Genomic DNA, 16035 nt, shown 5'->3' on the forward strand with positions numbered 1-16035 from the left:
GCACCGGCCCGACGCGATTATCGCCCTTTACCGCCGCCGGAAGTTTCCAGTTCAAGCTTGAGCACCGTATCCACGGAATCTCCGGCGCGCGGGGCGAGAATCCTGATTTCTCCCTGGCTCTGGTCCAGATCGATTTTTTTTCCATCGACCATGTTGGTGGCGCGCAGCACACGGCCGGGCAGCGCGGGAATGGTCAGGACCTTATCGGGCCAGCTCAGGACGTGCAGATACACCGTCCGGCCGCGATGCGTGGTGCCATAGCTGCCGTCGACCGGCTCCAGCGGACCCGGACGCGTTGCAAACAAGCTTTCGCCATAGCGTTGATTCCAGACGCCGAACTCATGGAGCAATCGTTCCTGGCCTTCCGGGATGACGCCATCGGGGTCAGGCCCGACATTGACGTGCAAATTGCCGTTACGGATCACCGCATCGACGAACAACCGCTTCAACTGATCGAGAGGTATGAGCCGCTGCCCGCTCGTATATCCCCACGCATTCTCATTCAGCGAGAAGGTCTTTTCCCAGGGCTTGGGCCGGATCGGGCCTGTAATGGGAGCAGCTCCTTCCTCGGTATCGAAATCGCCTTGCCAGCCGGATCGCGGATTGATCACGATCTTGGGCTGATGCTCTCGCACTTCGGCATTCAATATTTCCGGACGCCAGAACCAGGCCGCATCGGCGTCGGTGCCGTTATGCGCCAACCACCCGCCATCATACCATAGGATATCGATGCGTCCGTACCGCGTCGTCAGCTCGCGCACCTGATCGTAGGTCTGCTTGCGGAAAGCGGCCGCATTCTCCGGCATTTCGCGGATGTGGAAATAGGCCGGGAACCGCCAGTCCAGCGGAGAATAATAGAGGCCCACCCGCAGCCCCTGCTGCCGTGCCGCAGTAACGAACGGCTTCACCAGATCGCGACGGGCTGCCGAATGCACCGCGTCGAACTGGCCATAGCTGCCGGGACTGTCCCACAGGGCAAATCCGTCATGGTGCCGGGCAGTCAGAACCATGTAACGGGCACCGGCCGTGCGCGCGATCTTCGCCCATCGTTGGGGATCATAATGTTTGGGTGCGAAGCGTTGCGCCAGCTTTGCATATTCGGCGGCAGGCACATGATCGCGGAACATGGACCATTCGCCGCTGGCCGGGATGGAATAGAGCCCCCAATGGATAAACATGCCGAGCTTGGCATCGCGCCACCAGGCCATGTCCGCTTCTGACAGGCGCAATTCCGGGGCGAGGGCCGCATTGCTGTTATTGGTTTTCAGCGCCGATTTCTGCTCGTCGCTACCGGCCTGCTGGGTTGAGGGCGGCTCCGCCGCAGCCCAGGCGGAGATATCTCCGGTCAGGCCGAGTGACAGCAGCATCGCAAGACGCAGCTTGCGGTCCCGCGTGCGGAAAAAAGCCCGCCAACCCGTAAATCCCCCCAAGATCGTCTCCTATGAACATCGGTCGAAACCATTATTATTAGCGAAATATCATTTTCACAAGCGCAACACATCACACTGCCATTTACAGGCAGGCGCGTGGACAAACCACCGTTCGTCTGAACTGGAAAATCGCGGCTAGCTGAGCGCTGCAATCGCAGCTTTGGCGTCTTTCTGCGCCGACGGTCCGCTGCCGTCTGCGACAAACGCTATGGTTTGGGGGACTGCTTTGTCAGGGAACCAGATACTGGCTCAATCACACCCGGCGCTTCACCTTCAACCATATGCCAGCATCAGCACCAAGCCGACGAAGGTGAGCAGCAGCGAGAACCAGAGGAAACCGAAGTCGGGCTTGTCGGGGTCTCGCATCGGTCAGTCCTGCCTTTCGAGATGGGGGCGCCGCGTCAGCAGATCGTCGGTGACAGTCATGGTGAAGATCGGATCGGCATCTGGCGGTACTTCGGCAATGGCGTCGACGAAGGCGGCGCGGGTTTCGGGATCATCATAGACCATTTTCCGGTCAAATGCCCTACGCCACGTCGCCTCGTCCGGCCATTCGGCATAGCCGACGAAACGGCCCTCGGCATCCCGGTGGAGACGGGAGCCGTAGCTGCCATATTTCTGACGGATGAGGTCGGTGCCGCGCCGCCAGGCCGCGCGGAACTGATCCTCCTTGCCGGGATGGACCCGCCACCAGTAGATCGCGACGAACATCGGCCATCTCCTTTATCAGGAGAATAGGCCGGACCGGGCGCAGGTTCCAGCGCCCGGTCTCGAAAAGTTCAGAGAATGGTCTGGCCGGTCTTGGCCCAGTCGGTCGCGAAACCCTCAAGACCCTTGTCGGTCAGCACATGCTTGGAGAGCATCTTGATGACCGAGGGCGGCGCGGTGATGACGTCGGCGCCGATCTTCGCGCATTCGAGCACATGGATCGGATGGCGCAGCGAGGCGGCCAGAATCTCGGTCTCGAAAGCGTAATTGTCATAGATCAGGCGGATATCCTCGATCAGCTTGAGGCCGTCGAAGCCATTGTCGTCATGACGGCCGACGAAAGGCGAGATGAAGCTCGCACCCGCCTTGGCCGCCAGCAACGCCTGATTGGCGGAGAAGCAGAGCGTGACGTTGACCTGCGTGCCATCATCGGTCAGCGCCTTGCAGGTCTTGAGGCCATCGATGGTCAACGGCACCTTGATGCAGACATTGTCCGCGATCTTCCGCAGCACTTCGGCTTCCTTCATCATCGTCTCATGGTCGAGCGCGATCACCTCGGCGGAGACCGGACCGTCAACGATGCCGCAAATTTCCTCCACCACTTCCATGAACTTGCGACCGGACTTGTGGATCAGCGTGGGATTGGTGGTAACACCGTCCAGCAGGCCGGTGGCGGCCAGTTCGCGGATTTCGGCGGTGTCTGCGGTATCGACGAAGAATTTCATGCCCGTGCTCCCAGATAGGCGAATCGCGTCCCTTTAACCGTTGGCCGGCGGATACGCCATCATAGCGCGGATAATTGCGTCACGCGCCCGGCGTTATCGTCACCACCATATCGATCATGCACCGCACCGACCGTTTACCGGCGATCCTGTCAGCCCCTGGGTGATGCGGGCATTGCGCCGCACGCCCAGCGCTTTAAGGACAATAGCCATGTCTTCGCGCGCCCGTGTCCTGATCCTGAACGCCGCCCTGGGGCCGCTCGATTACCGCGTGCCGCATGGGATGCGCGTCGAACCCGGCAGCATCATCGTCGCGCCGCTGGGACCGCGACAACTGATCGGCGTGGTGTGGGAGGAAGACAGCTTCCCCGACATAGAGACGGTGGGCGATAACCGGCTGCGCAACCTGCTGGACGTGGTGGACGCCCCGCCTCTGCCCGAACCGCTGCGCCGGCTGATCGAATGGACGGCGGATTATTATCTGGCTCCCCCCGCCGCCGTGCTGCGCATGGCGTTGTCGTCCATGGCGGCGCTTAAAGGCGCACGGACGGTGATCGAATATAGGCGCACCGGGGAACTGCCCGAGCGCATGACCGAACAACGCGCCCAAGCGCTGGAACGGATCGGCGATCGGCAGGGGTTGATCCGCGAGCTGGCAATGATCGGCGGGGTGAGCGACGCGGTGATCCGCGGCCTTATCAAGCAGGATATTTTCGAGGCGGTGGAGGTCAGCGTCGACACGCCCTTCCCCATGCCCGACCCCGATCATGCGCCACCAGCCCTGTCGGAAGCACAGGCCGGCGCGGCGACGACCATGGCGGACGCGGTGCGCGCACATGATTTCGCGCCCTTCCTGCTCGACGGCGTCACCGGATCGGGCAAGACCGAGGTCTATTTCGAGGCGATCGCGGCGGCGATCCGCGCAGATCGGCAGGTGCTGGTGCTTTTACCCGAAATCGCGCTGACCGAACCGTTCCTGGAACGGTTCGGTCAGCGGTTCGGAGTGGCGCCCGTCAACTGGCACAGCGGCCTGCGCCAGAGCGAACGACGGCGGGCCTGGCGCGCCATTGCCAGCGGGCAGGCGCAGGTGGTGGTGGGCGCGCGTTCCGCCCTGTTCCTGCCCTATCCCAATCTGGGCCTGATCATCGTCGACGAAGCGCATGAGGCGAGTTTCAAGCAGGAAGACGGGGTGCATTATCATGCCCGCGACGTGGCGGTGATGCGCGGCTTCATGGAGAAATTTCCGGTCATCCTGGCGTCGGCAACGCCCGCCATCGAGACGCGGCATCAGGTGGAGCTGGGCCGCTATGCCGAAATCAAGCTACCCTCGCGCTATGGCGGGGCGGAAATGCCGCAGATCGAAGGCCTCAACCTGCTGACCGACCCGCCCGAGCGCGGCCGCTGGATCGCGCCGCCGCTGGTCAAGGCGATCGATGAGAATATGGAGAAGGGCGATCAAAGCCTGCTTTTCCTGAACCGGCGCGGCTATGCGCCGCTGACGCTTTGCCGCCATTGCGGCTATCGCTTCCAATGCCCCAATTGCACGAGCTGGATGGTGGAGCATCGCCTCACCCATCGGCTGGCCTGCCATCATTGCGGCCATGTCATCCCCGCCCCGCGCCACTGCCCGGAATGCAAGGAGGAGAACAGCCTGGTCGCGTGCGGTCCCGGCGTCGAGCGTATCGCGGACGAGGTGAAGACGCTCTGGCCGCAGGCGCGCACCGCCATCGTCACGTCCGACACGCTGTCGTCGCCCGCCCGCGTCGCCGATTTCGTAAAGTCGGTAGAGGCCGGCGACATCGACATCATTGTCGGCACCCAGCTTGTCACCAAAGGCTATCATTTCCCCAATCTGACGCTGGTGGGGGTGATCGACGCCGATCTTGGCCTGGAGGGTGGCGACCTGCGCGCAGCCGAACGCACTTTCCAGCAGATCGTGCAAGTGGCGGGACGCGCCGGACGCGGGGAGAAACCGGGCCGCGTCTTCATTCAGACGCGAATGCCGGGCAGCGAGGTCATCAAGGCACTGATCGACGGCGACACCGAGCGCTTCTACGCGGTCGAGACGGAAAACCGCCGCCTTGCCAACGCTCCGCCGTTCGGCCGCTTCGCCGCGATCATCATTTCGAGCGAAAATGCCGACGAGGCGGCGCAGACCGCGCGGCTGATCGGCAAGTCAGCGCCGGTGATCGAGGGGATGCGCGTCTATGGCCCCGCACCCGCCCCGCTGTCCGTACTGCGCGGGCGGCATCGCCACCGGCTGCTGATCCATGCCACGCGGCAGATCGACATCCAGGCGGCGATCCGCGAATGGCTGGGCAATCTCGCGTGGAAATCGGGGACGCGGGTGGCGGTGGACGTCGATCCGTACAGCTTCATGTAGCGATCAGGAAGCATCCGCCGGCGACACGATGATGACCACCCGGCGATTTTCCGCCCTTCCGGTCGAAGAGCGGTTGCTTTCCACCGGAGCGCGCGCGCCCATGCCCACGACCCGCATGGCCGGTTGCGCCATGCCGCCGGCGACCAGCGCATCGGCCACCGCCTGCGCGCGCCGCAGCGACAGCGCTTCGTTATAGCTGGCCGAGCCGGTCGAATCGGTATGGCCCTCGACCCGCGCACCGTGGATGCCGACCGCCATCAACGCGCCGGAAATGCGCCCGATCGCGACTTTCTGATCGGGGATCAACATACTTTCGTCGGTGGCGAAGAGCAGCCGGTCGGCCATACCGAACTGCCAGTCCCCGTTCACCGGCTCGAAGCCCTGTTGCTTGAGTAGCGCGACCTGCTGCGGCGTGAAGCCGGCCTGCCGCGGCGGCTGGACCGTCTGGCACGCCGCCAGCAAAGCTATGGAAAGGAAGAGGAAAGCGTTACGCATCTTGGTCCTTGTCATGTCATCGATCCTGGGCAGCGTTGCGCTCGCCTGTCTTGTCCGCGTACATGGCGGCATCGGCATGGCGCAACAAGTCGCGCGCGTCGGCGCTGTCCTCAGGATAGCAAGCGCTGCCGATGCTGAGCGATCCCTCGATGCTCTCGCCATTGGGCAGCATGATGGGCTGCGTCATCCCGTCAGCGATCCGCGCCTTGATCGCGCCAAGCTCGGCCGGCTCGACACCCGGCGCCAGGATGAGCGCAAATTCGTCCCCGCCCAGGCGGAAAGCCTGGTCGCCGGGCCGCAGTACAACGCGCAACCGGGCAGCTATGACGATAAGCATCGCATCGCCCGCGTCATGGCCATGGGTGTCGTTGACCTGCTTGAAACGGTTGATGTCGATATAGATGATGGCGAAGGATCGTTCCTCCGCATTCGACCGGGCGATGGTCGCAGGCAAGGTCTGCTCAAACATGGCGCGATTGCCGAGGCCCGTCAGCACGTCACGGGTGGCCTGTCGCTCCAGCATCCTGTTGTGCGACACGATACCCTTATGCCAATCATACAACTCGTCCAACAGCGCGTTGAAGTCGCGACCAAGCTGGTCGACCTCCTGAATGTCGGAGGTTGGCGCGCGTCGATCGAACTGGCGATCGGCGCGTACTGCGTGGGCAACCTCGGCGATCTTGCTCAACGGCCCGGTGACATCGCGATGCAAGCGCCGCGCCAGCGTCCAGGTGGCGACCAGAGTGAGGGCGAGGCAGGAGAACGCCGTCGTCAGGCCCGACAGGATGAAGCGCCCCAGCCCATCCGCTCCTCCATAAACCCGGACCTGGGCGATCACCTCCCCACCACGTCGGACCTCCGCGCGTGCCGGGGACAGCGCGACCAGTTTCGCAACGCCCCGTTCGATCGCCACCATCGTCCCATCATCGGGCCGGCGCCATTCAACCAGCGGCGCCCCGCGGGGATCGCGTACATCCACCAGATGAACGCTTTCGGATGCCGCCACGGTCGTGATGCCGCGCCGGGCCGCATCCATATCGCCAAACACCAGAGCTGGCTCGACCGTATACGCCACTGTACGGGCGATCAGGGCGAGATTGTGATCGGCATAGCTGCGAATGACCAGCACGCCAGTAACCATCAAGGCCACACCGGCGGTCAGCACGGCAAAAAGAATCAGGCGCATATGCCCACGCGCCAACACCTGACGCAGGGTAGGCATGGCGGGATCGGAGGACATCGGCATCGCTCAATAACCCCCTTTCGACAAGCGCAGCACGCGCGGATCGATCTTGACGGCCGATCGCGACACCGCGTCGATGCTGAGCTGGAAGGACAAGGACGTCTCTCCATAAAGCAGACAGAACATCGCGCCACTGCGGCAGTCCGGATCATCTTCGGCGATCGTCACGATTGCCTGATCGCGCAGGCTCGCAATCAGGCTGCGCATCGGCGCAGCGCCGACCCGGCCGATATAAAGCGCATCGCAACGATCCGGCGCAACCACCCCCTGTCCGTCCAATTTCGCCAGCTCCACCCGGACGCCGTTGGACAAGTCGATGCCGGCCAACCGCCCGGCATGGCGCGTGACACCCGCAAGACAAAGCCGCACGACCGGGCGGGGAGAAGGCCAGCGTGTATATTCAAGGATAGCGCCCACCATGCGCGCAGTCCCCGCGGCCACCGAATCAGGACCGGAGCCAAGCGGCATCATAACGGGCTGGGTCGGAGGCGCCGCAAGGACGGCGGTCGGCGTCAGCAGCAGCAACCAGAATAGTAAACAGCGCAAACCCGACGACACTCCTCCATGCCCGAAGGCTGTGCCGAATATAGTTAATCGGGGTCAAAATATAGTGGAAATCATTTCGTTCTCGTTACGGTGACAGTAGGGCGCGCTGGCGGGAGTCTGTCCAGCGGATTAGATAAATGGAATGGACAGCCCCTGTCGAAATCTATGCGCGCTCGACCGCGATCGAAAGATGTGCACGGGTTGCGGCCGGAGCATCGAGGAAATCGTCCATTGGCGCAGCATGAGCGATGCCGCGCGGGCCGACGTTATGGCGCGGGTGCGGGACTTCCAGCCTGTAGAGCGCCCTTCTCCTTTTCCGCCGCCTGGGCGTCGAACGTCGCCTTGAGCCGGAGCGCATTGTCGCGCATCTCCGATCCATGGGGTGAATAGGCGATTGGATCGAGCAGGGTCGACGCCGCCTTATAATCGCCGCGCGCCGCCATAGCATGAGCGAAATTGACGCGATATTCCGGGCTTTGCGGCAGGAGGAGGAAGGCCTTGTAGAGGCCGTCATAGCCCAGGTCGGGCATCTTGCCCCCGCGCATCGCATGATAGCGGTAGAAGAGCGCGAGCGGCACGGGATCTTCCGTATCGGCCCGGTTCGCGCGGACGATCGACGTCAAAGCCGCCTTCCAATCCTCATCCTTGTCGCTCTCATGCGCCCGTTCGAGCAGCACTTCGGCGCGCACGGCATAGGCGCGCGCGGACTTGGGGTCGATCGCGATCGCCCGGTCGGCGTCGGCCAGCGCCGCATCCTTCTGCTCCGCCGCCCAGTCGGCCTCGGCGAGCAGGGCCAGAGCGTAGGCGCTGGCGGGATATTTCGCGGAAACAGACCGAATCGCGGTGACGATCCCCGGCAGTTCGTCCGTCTTGGGACGATTGATGAGCCGCAATTCATCCTCGATCAGATCGCCCTGCGCCGGATCGACCGCGCTGACCGTGATCGCATCGATCTTCAATTCCTTGGGCCTGAGCACCGATGCCGTTAAGCGATGCCGCATATAGATTTTGAGATCCTTCTCCAGCCCGGCCAGCCCGCCCGCGAAATAGCTGTCGGGCTGCATATCCTTCACGCCATCGGCGACATCCTTCAGATAGCGGGCGATTTCGGCACGACGGTCAGCCTTATACTGGAAATAATGGGTCAGCAGCCAGGCGGTGCCATAATAGCGGTCGCCATCGCGCAAACTGAGGCCATCGGTATTGCGGGCGAAGAGATTAGCGACCGGATAGGGGGATCCCAGCACCAGTCCCGGCGCTCGCGCCATTGGAATATGACCGAATTCGATCGAACCATCCTTGGGAAATTTCACCACCGAGAAAAATTCGGCGAACCCCTCCACATACCAGGCGGGGTAGGCTGCCGGGAAATGATGCAGCATGAAATGATGAGTATATTCGTGGAAGAGGATTTCCTCCGCCCCGAAATCGAACTGGTTGGACTTTCTTTCCCGCGACAGCACGGCAAAGGCGGTCCGGTCCGACGTAGTGTAGAAGCCCCCGATATTGCGATTGCGGGCCAGGCTCTTCACCTTGTCTTCGCTCGACAGCAGATAGACCTTGACCGGACTGCCACGGTCCGGGTCCGTGACGCCGGTGACGGTGCGCAACAGATAATCGAACTTCTCCAGCCGCTCGGCGAAGTTGCGCAGCGTTTCGTCCCTGCCTTCGCTATAGACGGTGAAGTGACGACTTTGCGCCTGCCACCAGGCCGCCTGCGCCGTGCCCATGCTCATCACGGCCAGGCCAAACCCGGCCAGCGCCTGCATCCAGAATCGCGCGCGTCGCATATCTTCCCCCACAGATCCCGGCCGATTTTGATCGAGCCAGGGGGAGAAGGAAAGATGCAATCTATCCGTTACTCGCCATTTTCCCGCGCCAGCAGTGCCTGTTTCCTGTCCACGCCCCAGGCATAGCCGCCCATGCCGCCATCGCTGCGGACCACGCGATGGCATGGGATAAGGACGGCGAGATTATTGTCGCCGCAGGCCGTACCCGCCGCACGCACGGCACCGGGACGTCCGATTGCGGCGGCAATGTCGCCATAGCTGCGCGTTTCGCCCGGCGGAATGGCGCGCAGAGCGGCCCAGATCGCCTGCTGGAACGCGGTGCCGCCCACATCGACAGGGAGGTCCGCGCCAGCAGCGGGATCGTCGACCAGCGCGGCAACCCTCTGCGCCATGGCGTCCAGCACCGGATCGGCCGGGCAGAGGTCCGCATGAGGGAAACGGACGCGCAGCTCGGCCTCGTCTTCGCCAAAGCTGATGCGGCAGAGTCCCTTTTCGGTTGCCGCTATCAGTACCCGACCCAGGCTGCTGTCGATGGTGCGCCACCGGATCGTCACGCCGCGTCCGCCCCCCTTCCAGGCGCTCGGCGTCATGCCCAGATGCTTTTCCGCATCGGCATAGGCGCGGCTCGGCGCGTTATAGCCCGCTTCATAAATGGCGCCCGTGACGCTTCCCTCCTGCGTCAGCGCCTCCTTCAGCCGCTCGGCGCGCAGGCCGCGCGCCCAGGCGGCGGGGGTAAGGCCTGTCTCGCGCTTGAAGAGGCGATGGAAATGATGCGGCGCATAGCCGACATGCGCGGCGACCGCTTCCAGCCTGGGCGCTTCCTCCGCCGCCTCGATGAAGGCGATCGCAACCTCCACCGCCAGTCGGTCGCGCCCGATCTCATCGGGGCGGCAGCGCAGACAGGCACGAAAACCGGCCGCCCGCGCTGCCGCCGGATCGGGCAGGAAGCTCATATTCTCGCGCCTGGGGTGGCGCGCGGCGCAACTGGGCTTGCAATAAATGCCCGTCGTGGACACGCAGCCAACGAAACGCCCGTCCATCGCCCGGTCGCGGCGCAGAAAAGCTTCCCAGCAGGCATCGGCGTCGGGCATGGCCGACAGAGAGGGGGCGGGATGAGTCATCTGGTTCATGACTATATGCGATAGAATGAGCCTGCCTGTCATGCTTCCCGCGCCTTGCCGTCAAAGCATTTCATCTTTTCCCGATTGCGCCTGGCCCGCCATCGCATATGAATGCGCCACGATGGTCGCCCTTCTCCGCCGCTTCGCCCCTGTCCTTGGCCTCATGGTCGCGTTGCTTGCGCCAGCATCGCTCCATGCCGAACAACAGGATGTCACCGCCGCCGCACGCGGTGTGGTGCGCGTCGCGTTGGTCGCGACCGACGGGTCGGATGCCTATTTCGTCGGCCATGGCAGCGGCTTTGCCGTCGCGCCCGACAAGGTGCTGACCAATGCCCATGTGGTCGAACTGGCCCGCGAGGAGAAGAATCTCGTCATCGGGGTCATCCCGTCCGAAGGGACCAAGACCTATGGCGGGCGAATCATCGCCTTTTCACCGGGCAACGACCTGGCCCTGATCCAGTTGGAGGAAGGCCATCTGCCCGTCAGCACTTTCTACGCAGGTGCGGTGAGCGACGGGCAGCATGTCACCGCGATCGGCTATCCCGGCACGGTCGACCGGGCGCAGGGGCTGGGCCTCAAGCAACTGGTCGAACCGCTCGCGACGGTGAAGACCAGCGGCACCATATCATCGGGCCGCGCCAGCCAGAGCTTCGACACCATCCTCCACACCGCGCCCCTCGCCGCCGGCAATAGCGGCGGTCCCCTGATCGACGATTGCGGGCGGGTGCTGGGCGTCAACAGCTTCGGATCGGTGTCGGACGGCAATGATGCCGAGTTCGGATTCGCCGTTTCCTGGCGCGAAGTCGCCTCCTTCCTGCGGCAGGCGGGCGTTTCCTCGCTCCATACCGTGGTCGGTTGCCGGTCGATGGCGGAGGCGGACGCCGCCGAAGCCTCCATCACCCAGCGCGAAGCACAGGCGAGCGAGCAGAAGAACCGCGCCAGCGCCGATGCGCGCGAGGAAGCCCTGACCCGCGCGCGCGACACGGCCGAACGCGACGTCATCGCCGCGCGCGAAAATGCAATGGCAGGCGCGGCGGTGCTGCTGGCGCTCGCCGTGCTGGGCCTGGGCGCAGGCGGCCTTTTCTACACGCAGGGGAAGGAAAGGAAGACAATCTGGTTCCTGGCTGGCGGCGGCATATTGCTGCTTGCGGCGTTGGGGCTCTTCTTCCTCAAGCCCAGCTTCTCCAGCATCGATGAGCGAGTGAAACTGCCCGATGACAAGGGCGTGACGGCCAACAGCGCCTATGCCTGGGCCGGCGACAATGTCTGCAAGGTCGATCTCAACCGCAGCCGCCTTACCGTTTCACAGCCCAACGATGTCGGCTTCACCTGGGCCGAGGGGGGATGCGTCAATGGCGATACCCAATATGTCGCCGCCGGCACCCAGTGGCAGCGCGCCAATGTTCCTGACCAGGGCAATTTCGTATCGACCAGCCAGTTCGACCCGGCCACCGGCACGCTGCGCGTTCAACGCTGGCTGCCCGATCTGGATATGATGGACAAGGCGCGGGCGCTGCTGAAGGACAAGCCGGTCAAGGGTTGCGGTACGAATCCTGACCTGCTCGCCCGGATCGCGACCCTGCAATCGGACCTTGCCGCCCTGCTTCCTGCCCAGCCCAATGAACGGATCGTCTATCATTGCCAGAAGGGCCAGCTTGCCCCAACCGATCCTGCCAAATAACCGATTCGTCGCAGCATAAATACTCAGGCAAATAGCCGCGATTTCGCCCTGATGATGGAATCGCGTCACATGACTTGCATAGTCATAATCGCACTGCTAACCGGCCCGGCGACAGGGGTTCGGGACGGCATCAAACCGCGCCCCTCTTTTTGCATGACCGGCAAATCAAGTGGAGGACGGTAAGCGCGTGGAGATTAGCGGCGGTATTCAGGCCAGCCTCAGCGGCCGCTATGCGGTAGCGCTGTTCGATCTGGCGCGCGATGCAAATTCGCTCGACGCGGTGGCTGAAAGCCTTGCCGCGCTCAAGGGCGCGGCAACGGAATCGCCTGATTTCAAGGACTTGATTACCAGCCCCGTGCTCAGCCGCGATGCAGCAGGTAAGACGATCGCCGCCGTGGCATCCTCCATGGGAATCGACCCACTGACGACGAAATTCCTGGGCGTGCTTGCCCAGAACCGTCGCCTGGCCCAGCTTCCGGCCATCATTCGCGCCTATGAAACGCTGTTGTCGAATCACAAGGGTGAAGCCCGCGCCGAAGTGACGAGCGCCCACGCGCTCAGCAAGACTCAGATCACCGCTCTGCAAAAGAGCCTCAAAGCCCGTGTCGGTCGCAATGTCGCGGTCGACGCCAAGGTCGATCCCGCGATCCTGGGCGGGCTGGTCGTCAAGATCGGCAGCCAGATGATCGATTCCTCCATCCGTACCCGTTTGAATAGTCTCGCCCTGGCGATGAAAGGCTGAACATGGATATCAACGCCGCAGAAATTTCGAAGGTCATCAAGGACCAGATCGCCAATTTCGGCACCGAAGCGCAGGTGAGCGAAGTCGGTTCCGTGCTGACCGTGGGTGACGGCATCGCCCGCGTCCATGGCCTCGACAACGTCCAGGCGGGCGAAATGGTCGAGTTCGCCAATGGCGTGCAGGGCATGGCACTGAACCTGGAAGCCGACAATGTCGGCGTCGTGATCTTCGGCTCCGACGCCGAGATCAAGGAAGGCGATGTCGTCAAGCGCACCGGCACCATCGTGGACGTCCCTGTCGGCAAGGGCCTGCTGGGCCGCGTGGTCGACGGTCTGGGCAATCCGATCGATGGCAAGGGCCCGATCCAGTATACCGAGCGCAAGCGCGTTGAAGTCAAGGCGCCGGGCATCATCCCCCGCAAGTCGGTGCACGAGCCTGTTCAGACCGGCCTGAAGGCGATCGACGCTCTCGTCCCCGTCGGCCGCGGCCAGCGCGAACTCATCATCGGCGACCGCCAGACCGGCAAGACCGCCGTCGCGATCGATACCTTCATCAACCAGAAGGGCATCAACGCGGGTGACGACGAGAGCAAGAAGCTCTACTGCATCTATGTCGCCGTCGGCCAGAAGCGCTCGACCGTCGCGCAGATCGTCAAGCAGCTCGAAGAAAATGGCGCGATGGAATATTCGATCGTCGTCGCCGCGACCGCTTCGGAACCGGCTCCGCTCCAGTATCTGGCGCCTTACACCGGCGTCACCATGGGCGAATTTTTCCGCGATAACGGTATGCACGCCGTGATCGTCTACGACGATCTGTCCAAGCAAGCCGTCGCCTATCGTCAGATGTCGCTGCTGCTGCGTCGTCCTCCGGGCCGCGAAGCCTATCCGGGCGACGTTTTCTACCTGCACAGCCGCCTGCTGGAGCGTGCGGCCAAGATGAACGACGCCAATGGCGCCGGCTCGCTGACCGCGCTGCCGATCATCGAGACGCAGGCCGGCGACGTGTCGGCCTATATCCCGACCAACGTGATCTCGATCACCGACGGCCAGATCTTCCTCGAAACCAACCTCTTCTACCAGGGCATCCGTCCGGCCATCAACGTCGGCCTGTCGGTGTCGCGCGTCGGTTCCGCCGCGCAGACCAAGGCGATGAAGAAAGTGTCCGGATCGATCAAGCTGGAGCTGGCCCAGTATCGCGAAATGGCGGCCTTCGCCCAGTTCGGTTCGGACCTCGACGCCTCGACCCAGAAGCTGCTGAACCGTGGTGCGCGCCTGACCGAACTGCTCAAGCAGGCCCAGTTCTCGCCCCTGCCCTTCGAAGAGCAGACCGCGTCGATCTTCGCGGGCACCAACGGCTATCTGGACAGCGTGCCGGTCAAGGACGTGACCCGCTACGAGGAAATGATGCTGGCCTATCTGCGCCACGATCATCCTGAAGTGCTGACCGCGATCCGCGACAGCAAGGATCTGGGCGACGACGCCAAGGGCAAGCTGAAGGCCGCGCTCGACGCATTCGGCAAGACCTTCGCCTAACTAAGCAACAACCGTCACCCCAGCGAAAGCTGGGGTCTCCCTTCCTTCAAGAAGAGAGATGCCAGCTTTCGCTGGCATGACGGAAGAAAGGAAACGGAACCGCGCTTTAGATGCTGACCGCCCATTCCCTCCTTGCCTGGACCGTCATGGCGATCGGTCTGGTGCTGCTGCCGGGACCGGACACCATGCTGGTGGCCGGCCATGCAGCGCGCCGTGGTTTCAAGGCTGGGATGGCGGCGATCGGTGGCATTCAACTGGGCGGCCTGTTCTACATGCTGCTGTGCGGCTTCGGCTTCCTCAGCGTGCTGAACGCGGTGCCGGGCCTGTTCATGGCGGTGAAGATCGCCGGCGCGCTCTATCTGGCGTGGATGGGTTTCGGCCTGCTGCGCGGGGCGATCAAGCCGGCCCCGGCTTCGGACGCACCCAAGATGCGACTGGGTGGATCGCCCTTCATGCAGGGCTTCATCAGCACCGTGCTGAACCCGAAGGTCGCGATCTTCTTCCTCGCCGCGCTGCCGCAATTCGTCGGCACCGGCCCCGATGCGCCGTGGCAGGGTATGTTGCTGATCGCGATCGTCTATGTGCTGGGCTTCTTCTGGTGCGCCCTGCTCGCCGCGCTCGCCACCAAGGCGGGCCGCAAGGTCGGTCAAAGCAGCGCGATGCGCTGGTTCGAAGGCGCCATGGGCGTCGGTTTCTTTGGTCTCGCGGGTCGTCTGGCCCTTGCTCGGAATGTTTGAACTATGCCTAGCCTCAAGGAACTGAAGATTCGCCGGGATTCGGTGAAGTCGACCCAGAAGATCACCAAGGCGAAGCAGATGGTCGCCGCCGCGAAGCTGCGCAAGGCGCAGGCTGCGGCCGAGGCAGCGCGCCCCTATTCCGGCCGTCTGGAAGCGGTGGTCGCCAGCCTTGCTTCCAAGATCGCGGGCGGTTCGGGCGAAGGCGCCTCCCCCCTGCTCGCGGGCACCGGCAAGGACGATGTGCATCTGCTGGTCGTCGCCAATTCCGATCGTGGTCTGGCGGGCGCATTCAACGCGAACATCGTCAAGGCCGCGCGCGTCAAGGCCGATGATCTGATCAAGCAGGGCAAGACGGTGAAGTTCTACCTGATCGGCCGCAAGGGGCGCCCGGTCATCAACCGCACCTTCCCCGGCATGATCGTCGCCCAATATGACACGACCGGTGCCAAGGAACCCAATTACGACCAGGCGCACGCCATAGCCAATGAACTGACCGACATGTATCTGAACGGCAAGTTCGACGTCGCGCACCTTTTCTATTCGCGCTTCAAGTCGGCCCTCGCGCAGATTCCGACCGAGCAGCAGATCATCCCGGTCAAGATCCCCGAGGATGCCGACCGCAACGCGATTGCCGCGACGGTGGAATATGAACCGAGCGAAGAAGCGATCCTGGACGAATTGCTGCCGCGCAACGTGTCGATCCAGCTTTTCAAGGCGTTGCTGGAAAACAACGCATCGGAGCAAGGCGCATCGATGACCGCCATGGACAATGCGACACGCAACGCCGGCGACCTCATCAACAAGCTGAACATTCAGTATAACCGTGGCCGCCAGGCCGCGATCACCACCGAACTCGTCGAAATCATCTCGGGCGCCGAAGCCCTTTAAGTGCAGGCAAGGACACT

15 protein-coding genes are annotated in these 16035 nt (G+C 63.2%); 7 read left to right on the forward strand and 8 right to left on the reverse strand.

Features of this window, described 5'->3' with window-relative positions:
• Positions 1-17: 17 nt before the first annotated feature.
• From MOK15_RS09070 to fsa, 3 genes are all read right to left on the reverse strand, one after another.
• Positions 18-1430: an alpha-L-fucosidase gene (locus MOK15_RS09070; protein WP_242931312.1), complete on the reverse strand. Its 1413-nt coding sequence runs from the start codon at positions 1428-1430 to the stop codon at positions 18-20.
• A 369-nt stretch (positions 1431-1799) separates the two neighbouring features.
• Positions 1800-2141 (reverse strand): antibiotic biosynthesis monooxygenase, encoded by a 342-nt coding sequence (locus tag MOK15_RS09075; RefSeq protein ID WP_242931313.1) that lies wholly within the window; start codon positions 2139-2141, stop codon positions 1800-1802.
• A 68-nt stretch (positions 2142-2209) separates the two neighbouring features.
• Positions 2210-2863 carry a fructose-6-phosphate aldolase gene (gene fsa, locus MOK15_RS09080; RefSeq protein WP_242931314.1) on the reverse strand — a complete coding sequence of 218 codons (654 nt, stop codon included), beginning with the start codon at positions 2861-2863 and terminating at the stop codon, positions 2210-2212.
• Between the two features lie 208 nt (positions 2864-3071).
• On the opposite strand from fsa, the gene MOK15_RS09085 reads away from it, so the two are divergent.
• Complete coding sequence (locus tag MOK15_RS09085; RefSeq protein WP_242931315.1) at positions 3072-5243, forward strand: primosomal protein N'; 2172 nt, start codon at positions 3072-3074, stop codon at positions 5241-5243.
• A gap of 3 nt (positions 5244-5246) precedes the next feature.
• Here the strand turns inward: MOK15_RS09085 and MOK15_RS09090 are convergent, their stop codons facing one another.
• Genes MOK15_RS09090 through MOK15_RS09100 form a run of 3 tightly spaced genes read right to left on the reverse strand, consistent with a single transcriptional unit; the run spans position 5247 to position 7527 of the window.
• Positions 5247-5753, reverse strand: a complete 507-nt coding sequence (locus MOK15_RS09090) for an OmpA family protein (RefSeq protein ID WP_242931316.1) — start codon at positions 5751-5753, stop codon at positions 5247-5249.
• Between the two features lies 1 nt (position 5754).
• On the reverse strand, positions 5755-6984 hold the full coding sequence (locus MOK15_RS09095) for a diguanylate cyclase (RefSeq protein WP_242931317.1): 1230 nt from the start codon (positions 6982-6984) through the stop codon (positions 5755-5757).
• A gap of 3 nt (positions 6985-6987) precedes the next feature.
• Complete coding sequence (locus MOK15_RS09100) at positions 6988-7527, reverse strand: YfiR family protein (RefSeq protein ID WP_242931318.1); 540 nt, start codon at positions 7525-7527, stop codon at positions 6988-6990.
• Positions 7528-7669: 142 nt separating this feature from the next.
• Here MOK15_RS09100 and MOK15_RS22000 point away from each other — a divergent pair, with 142 nt between their 5' ends.
• The gene (locus tag MOK15_RS22000; RefSeq protein WP_347567186.1) at positions 7670-7873 is read left to right on the forward strand and encodes a DUF1289 domain-containing protein; all 204 of its coding nucleotides are present in this window, start codon (positions 7670-7672) and stop codon (positions 7871-7873) included.
• Here MOK15_RS22000 and MOK15_RS09110 read toward each other — a convergent pair.
• Complete coding sequence (locus MOK15_RS09110; RefSeq protein ID WP_242932700.1) at positions 7794-9296, reverse strand: hypothetical protein; 1503 nt, start codon at positions 9294-9296, stop codon at positions 7794-7796. The genes MOK15_RS22000 and MOK15_RS09110 overlap by 80 nt on opposite strands.
• 89 nt (positions 9297-9385) lie before the next feature.
• Entirely contained in the window at positions 9386-10447 is a 1062-nt protein-coding gene (gene ada / locus MOK15_RS09115; RefSeq protein WP_242931319.1) for a bifunctional DNA-binding transcriptional regulator/O6-methylguanine-DNA methyltransferase Ada, read from the reverse strand.
• Between the two features lie 112 nt (positions 10448-10559).
• On the opposite strand from ada, the gene MOK15_RS09120 reads away from it, so the two are divergent.
• The 5 genes from MOK15_RS09120 to MOK15_RS09140 all read left to right on the forward strand — a co-directional run bounded on the left by MOK15_RS09120 (position 10560) and on the right by MOK15_RS09140 (position 16018).
• Positions 10560-12119 (forward strand): serine protease, encoded by a 1560-nt coding sequence (locus tag MOK15_RS09120; protein WP_242931320.1) that lies wholly within the window; start codon positions 10560-10562, stop codon positions 12117-12119.
• 187 nt (positions 12120-12306) lie between these two features.
• Positions 12307-12861, forward strand: coding sequence for a F0F1 ATP synthase subunit delta (locus tag MOK15_RS09125; RefSeq protein WP_242932701.1), 555 nt, complete (start codon positions 12307-12309; stop codon positions 12859-12861).
• Positions 12862-12863: 2 nt separating this feature from the next.
• Positions 12864-14393, forward strand: coding sequence for a F0F1 ATP synthase subunit alpha (atpA, locus tag MOK15_RS09130; protein ID WP_242931321.1), 1530 nt, complete (start codon positions 12864-12866; stop codon positions 14391-14393).
• A 110-nt stretch (positions 14394-14503) separates the two neighbouring features.
• Entirely contained in the window at positions 14504-15130 is a 627-nt protein-coding gene (locus MOK15_RS09135) for a LysE family translocator (protein ID WP_242931322.1), read from the forward strand.
• Between the two features lie 3 nt (positions 15131-15133).
• Positions 15134-16018, forward strand: coding sequence for a F0F1 ATP synthase subunit gamma (locus tag MOK15_RS09140; RefSeq protein ID WP_242931323.1), 885 nt, complete (start codon positions 15134-15136; stop codon positions 16016-16018).
• The last annotated feature ends 17 nt before the right edge of the window (positions 16019-16035 follow it).

The sequence above is a fragment of the Sphingobium sp. BYY-5 genome, from assembly GCF_022758885.1.
In the GTDB taxonomy this organism is placed as follows: Bacteria; Pseudomonadota; Alphaproteobacteria; order Sphingomonadales; family Sphingomonadaceae; genus Sphingobium.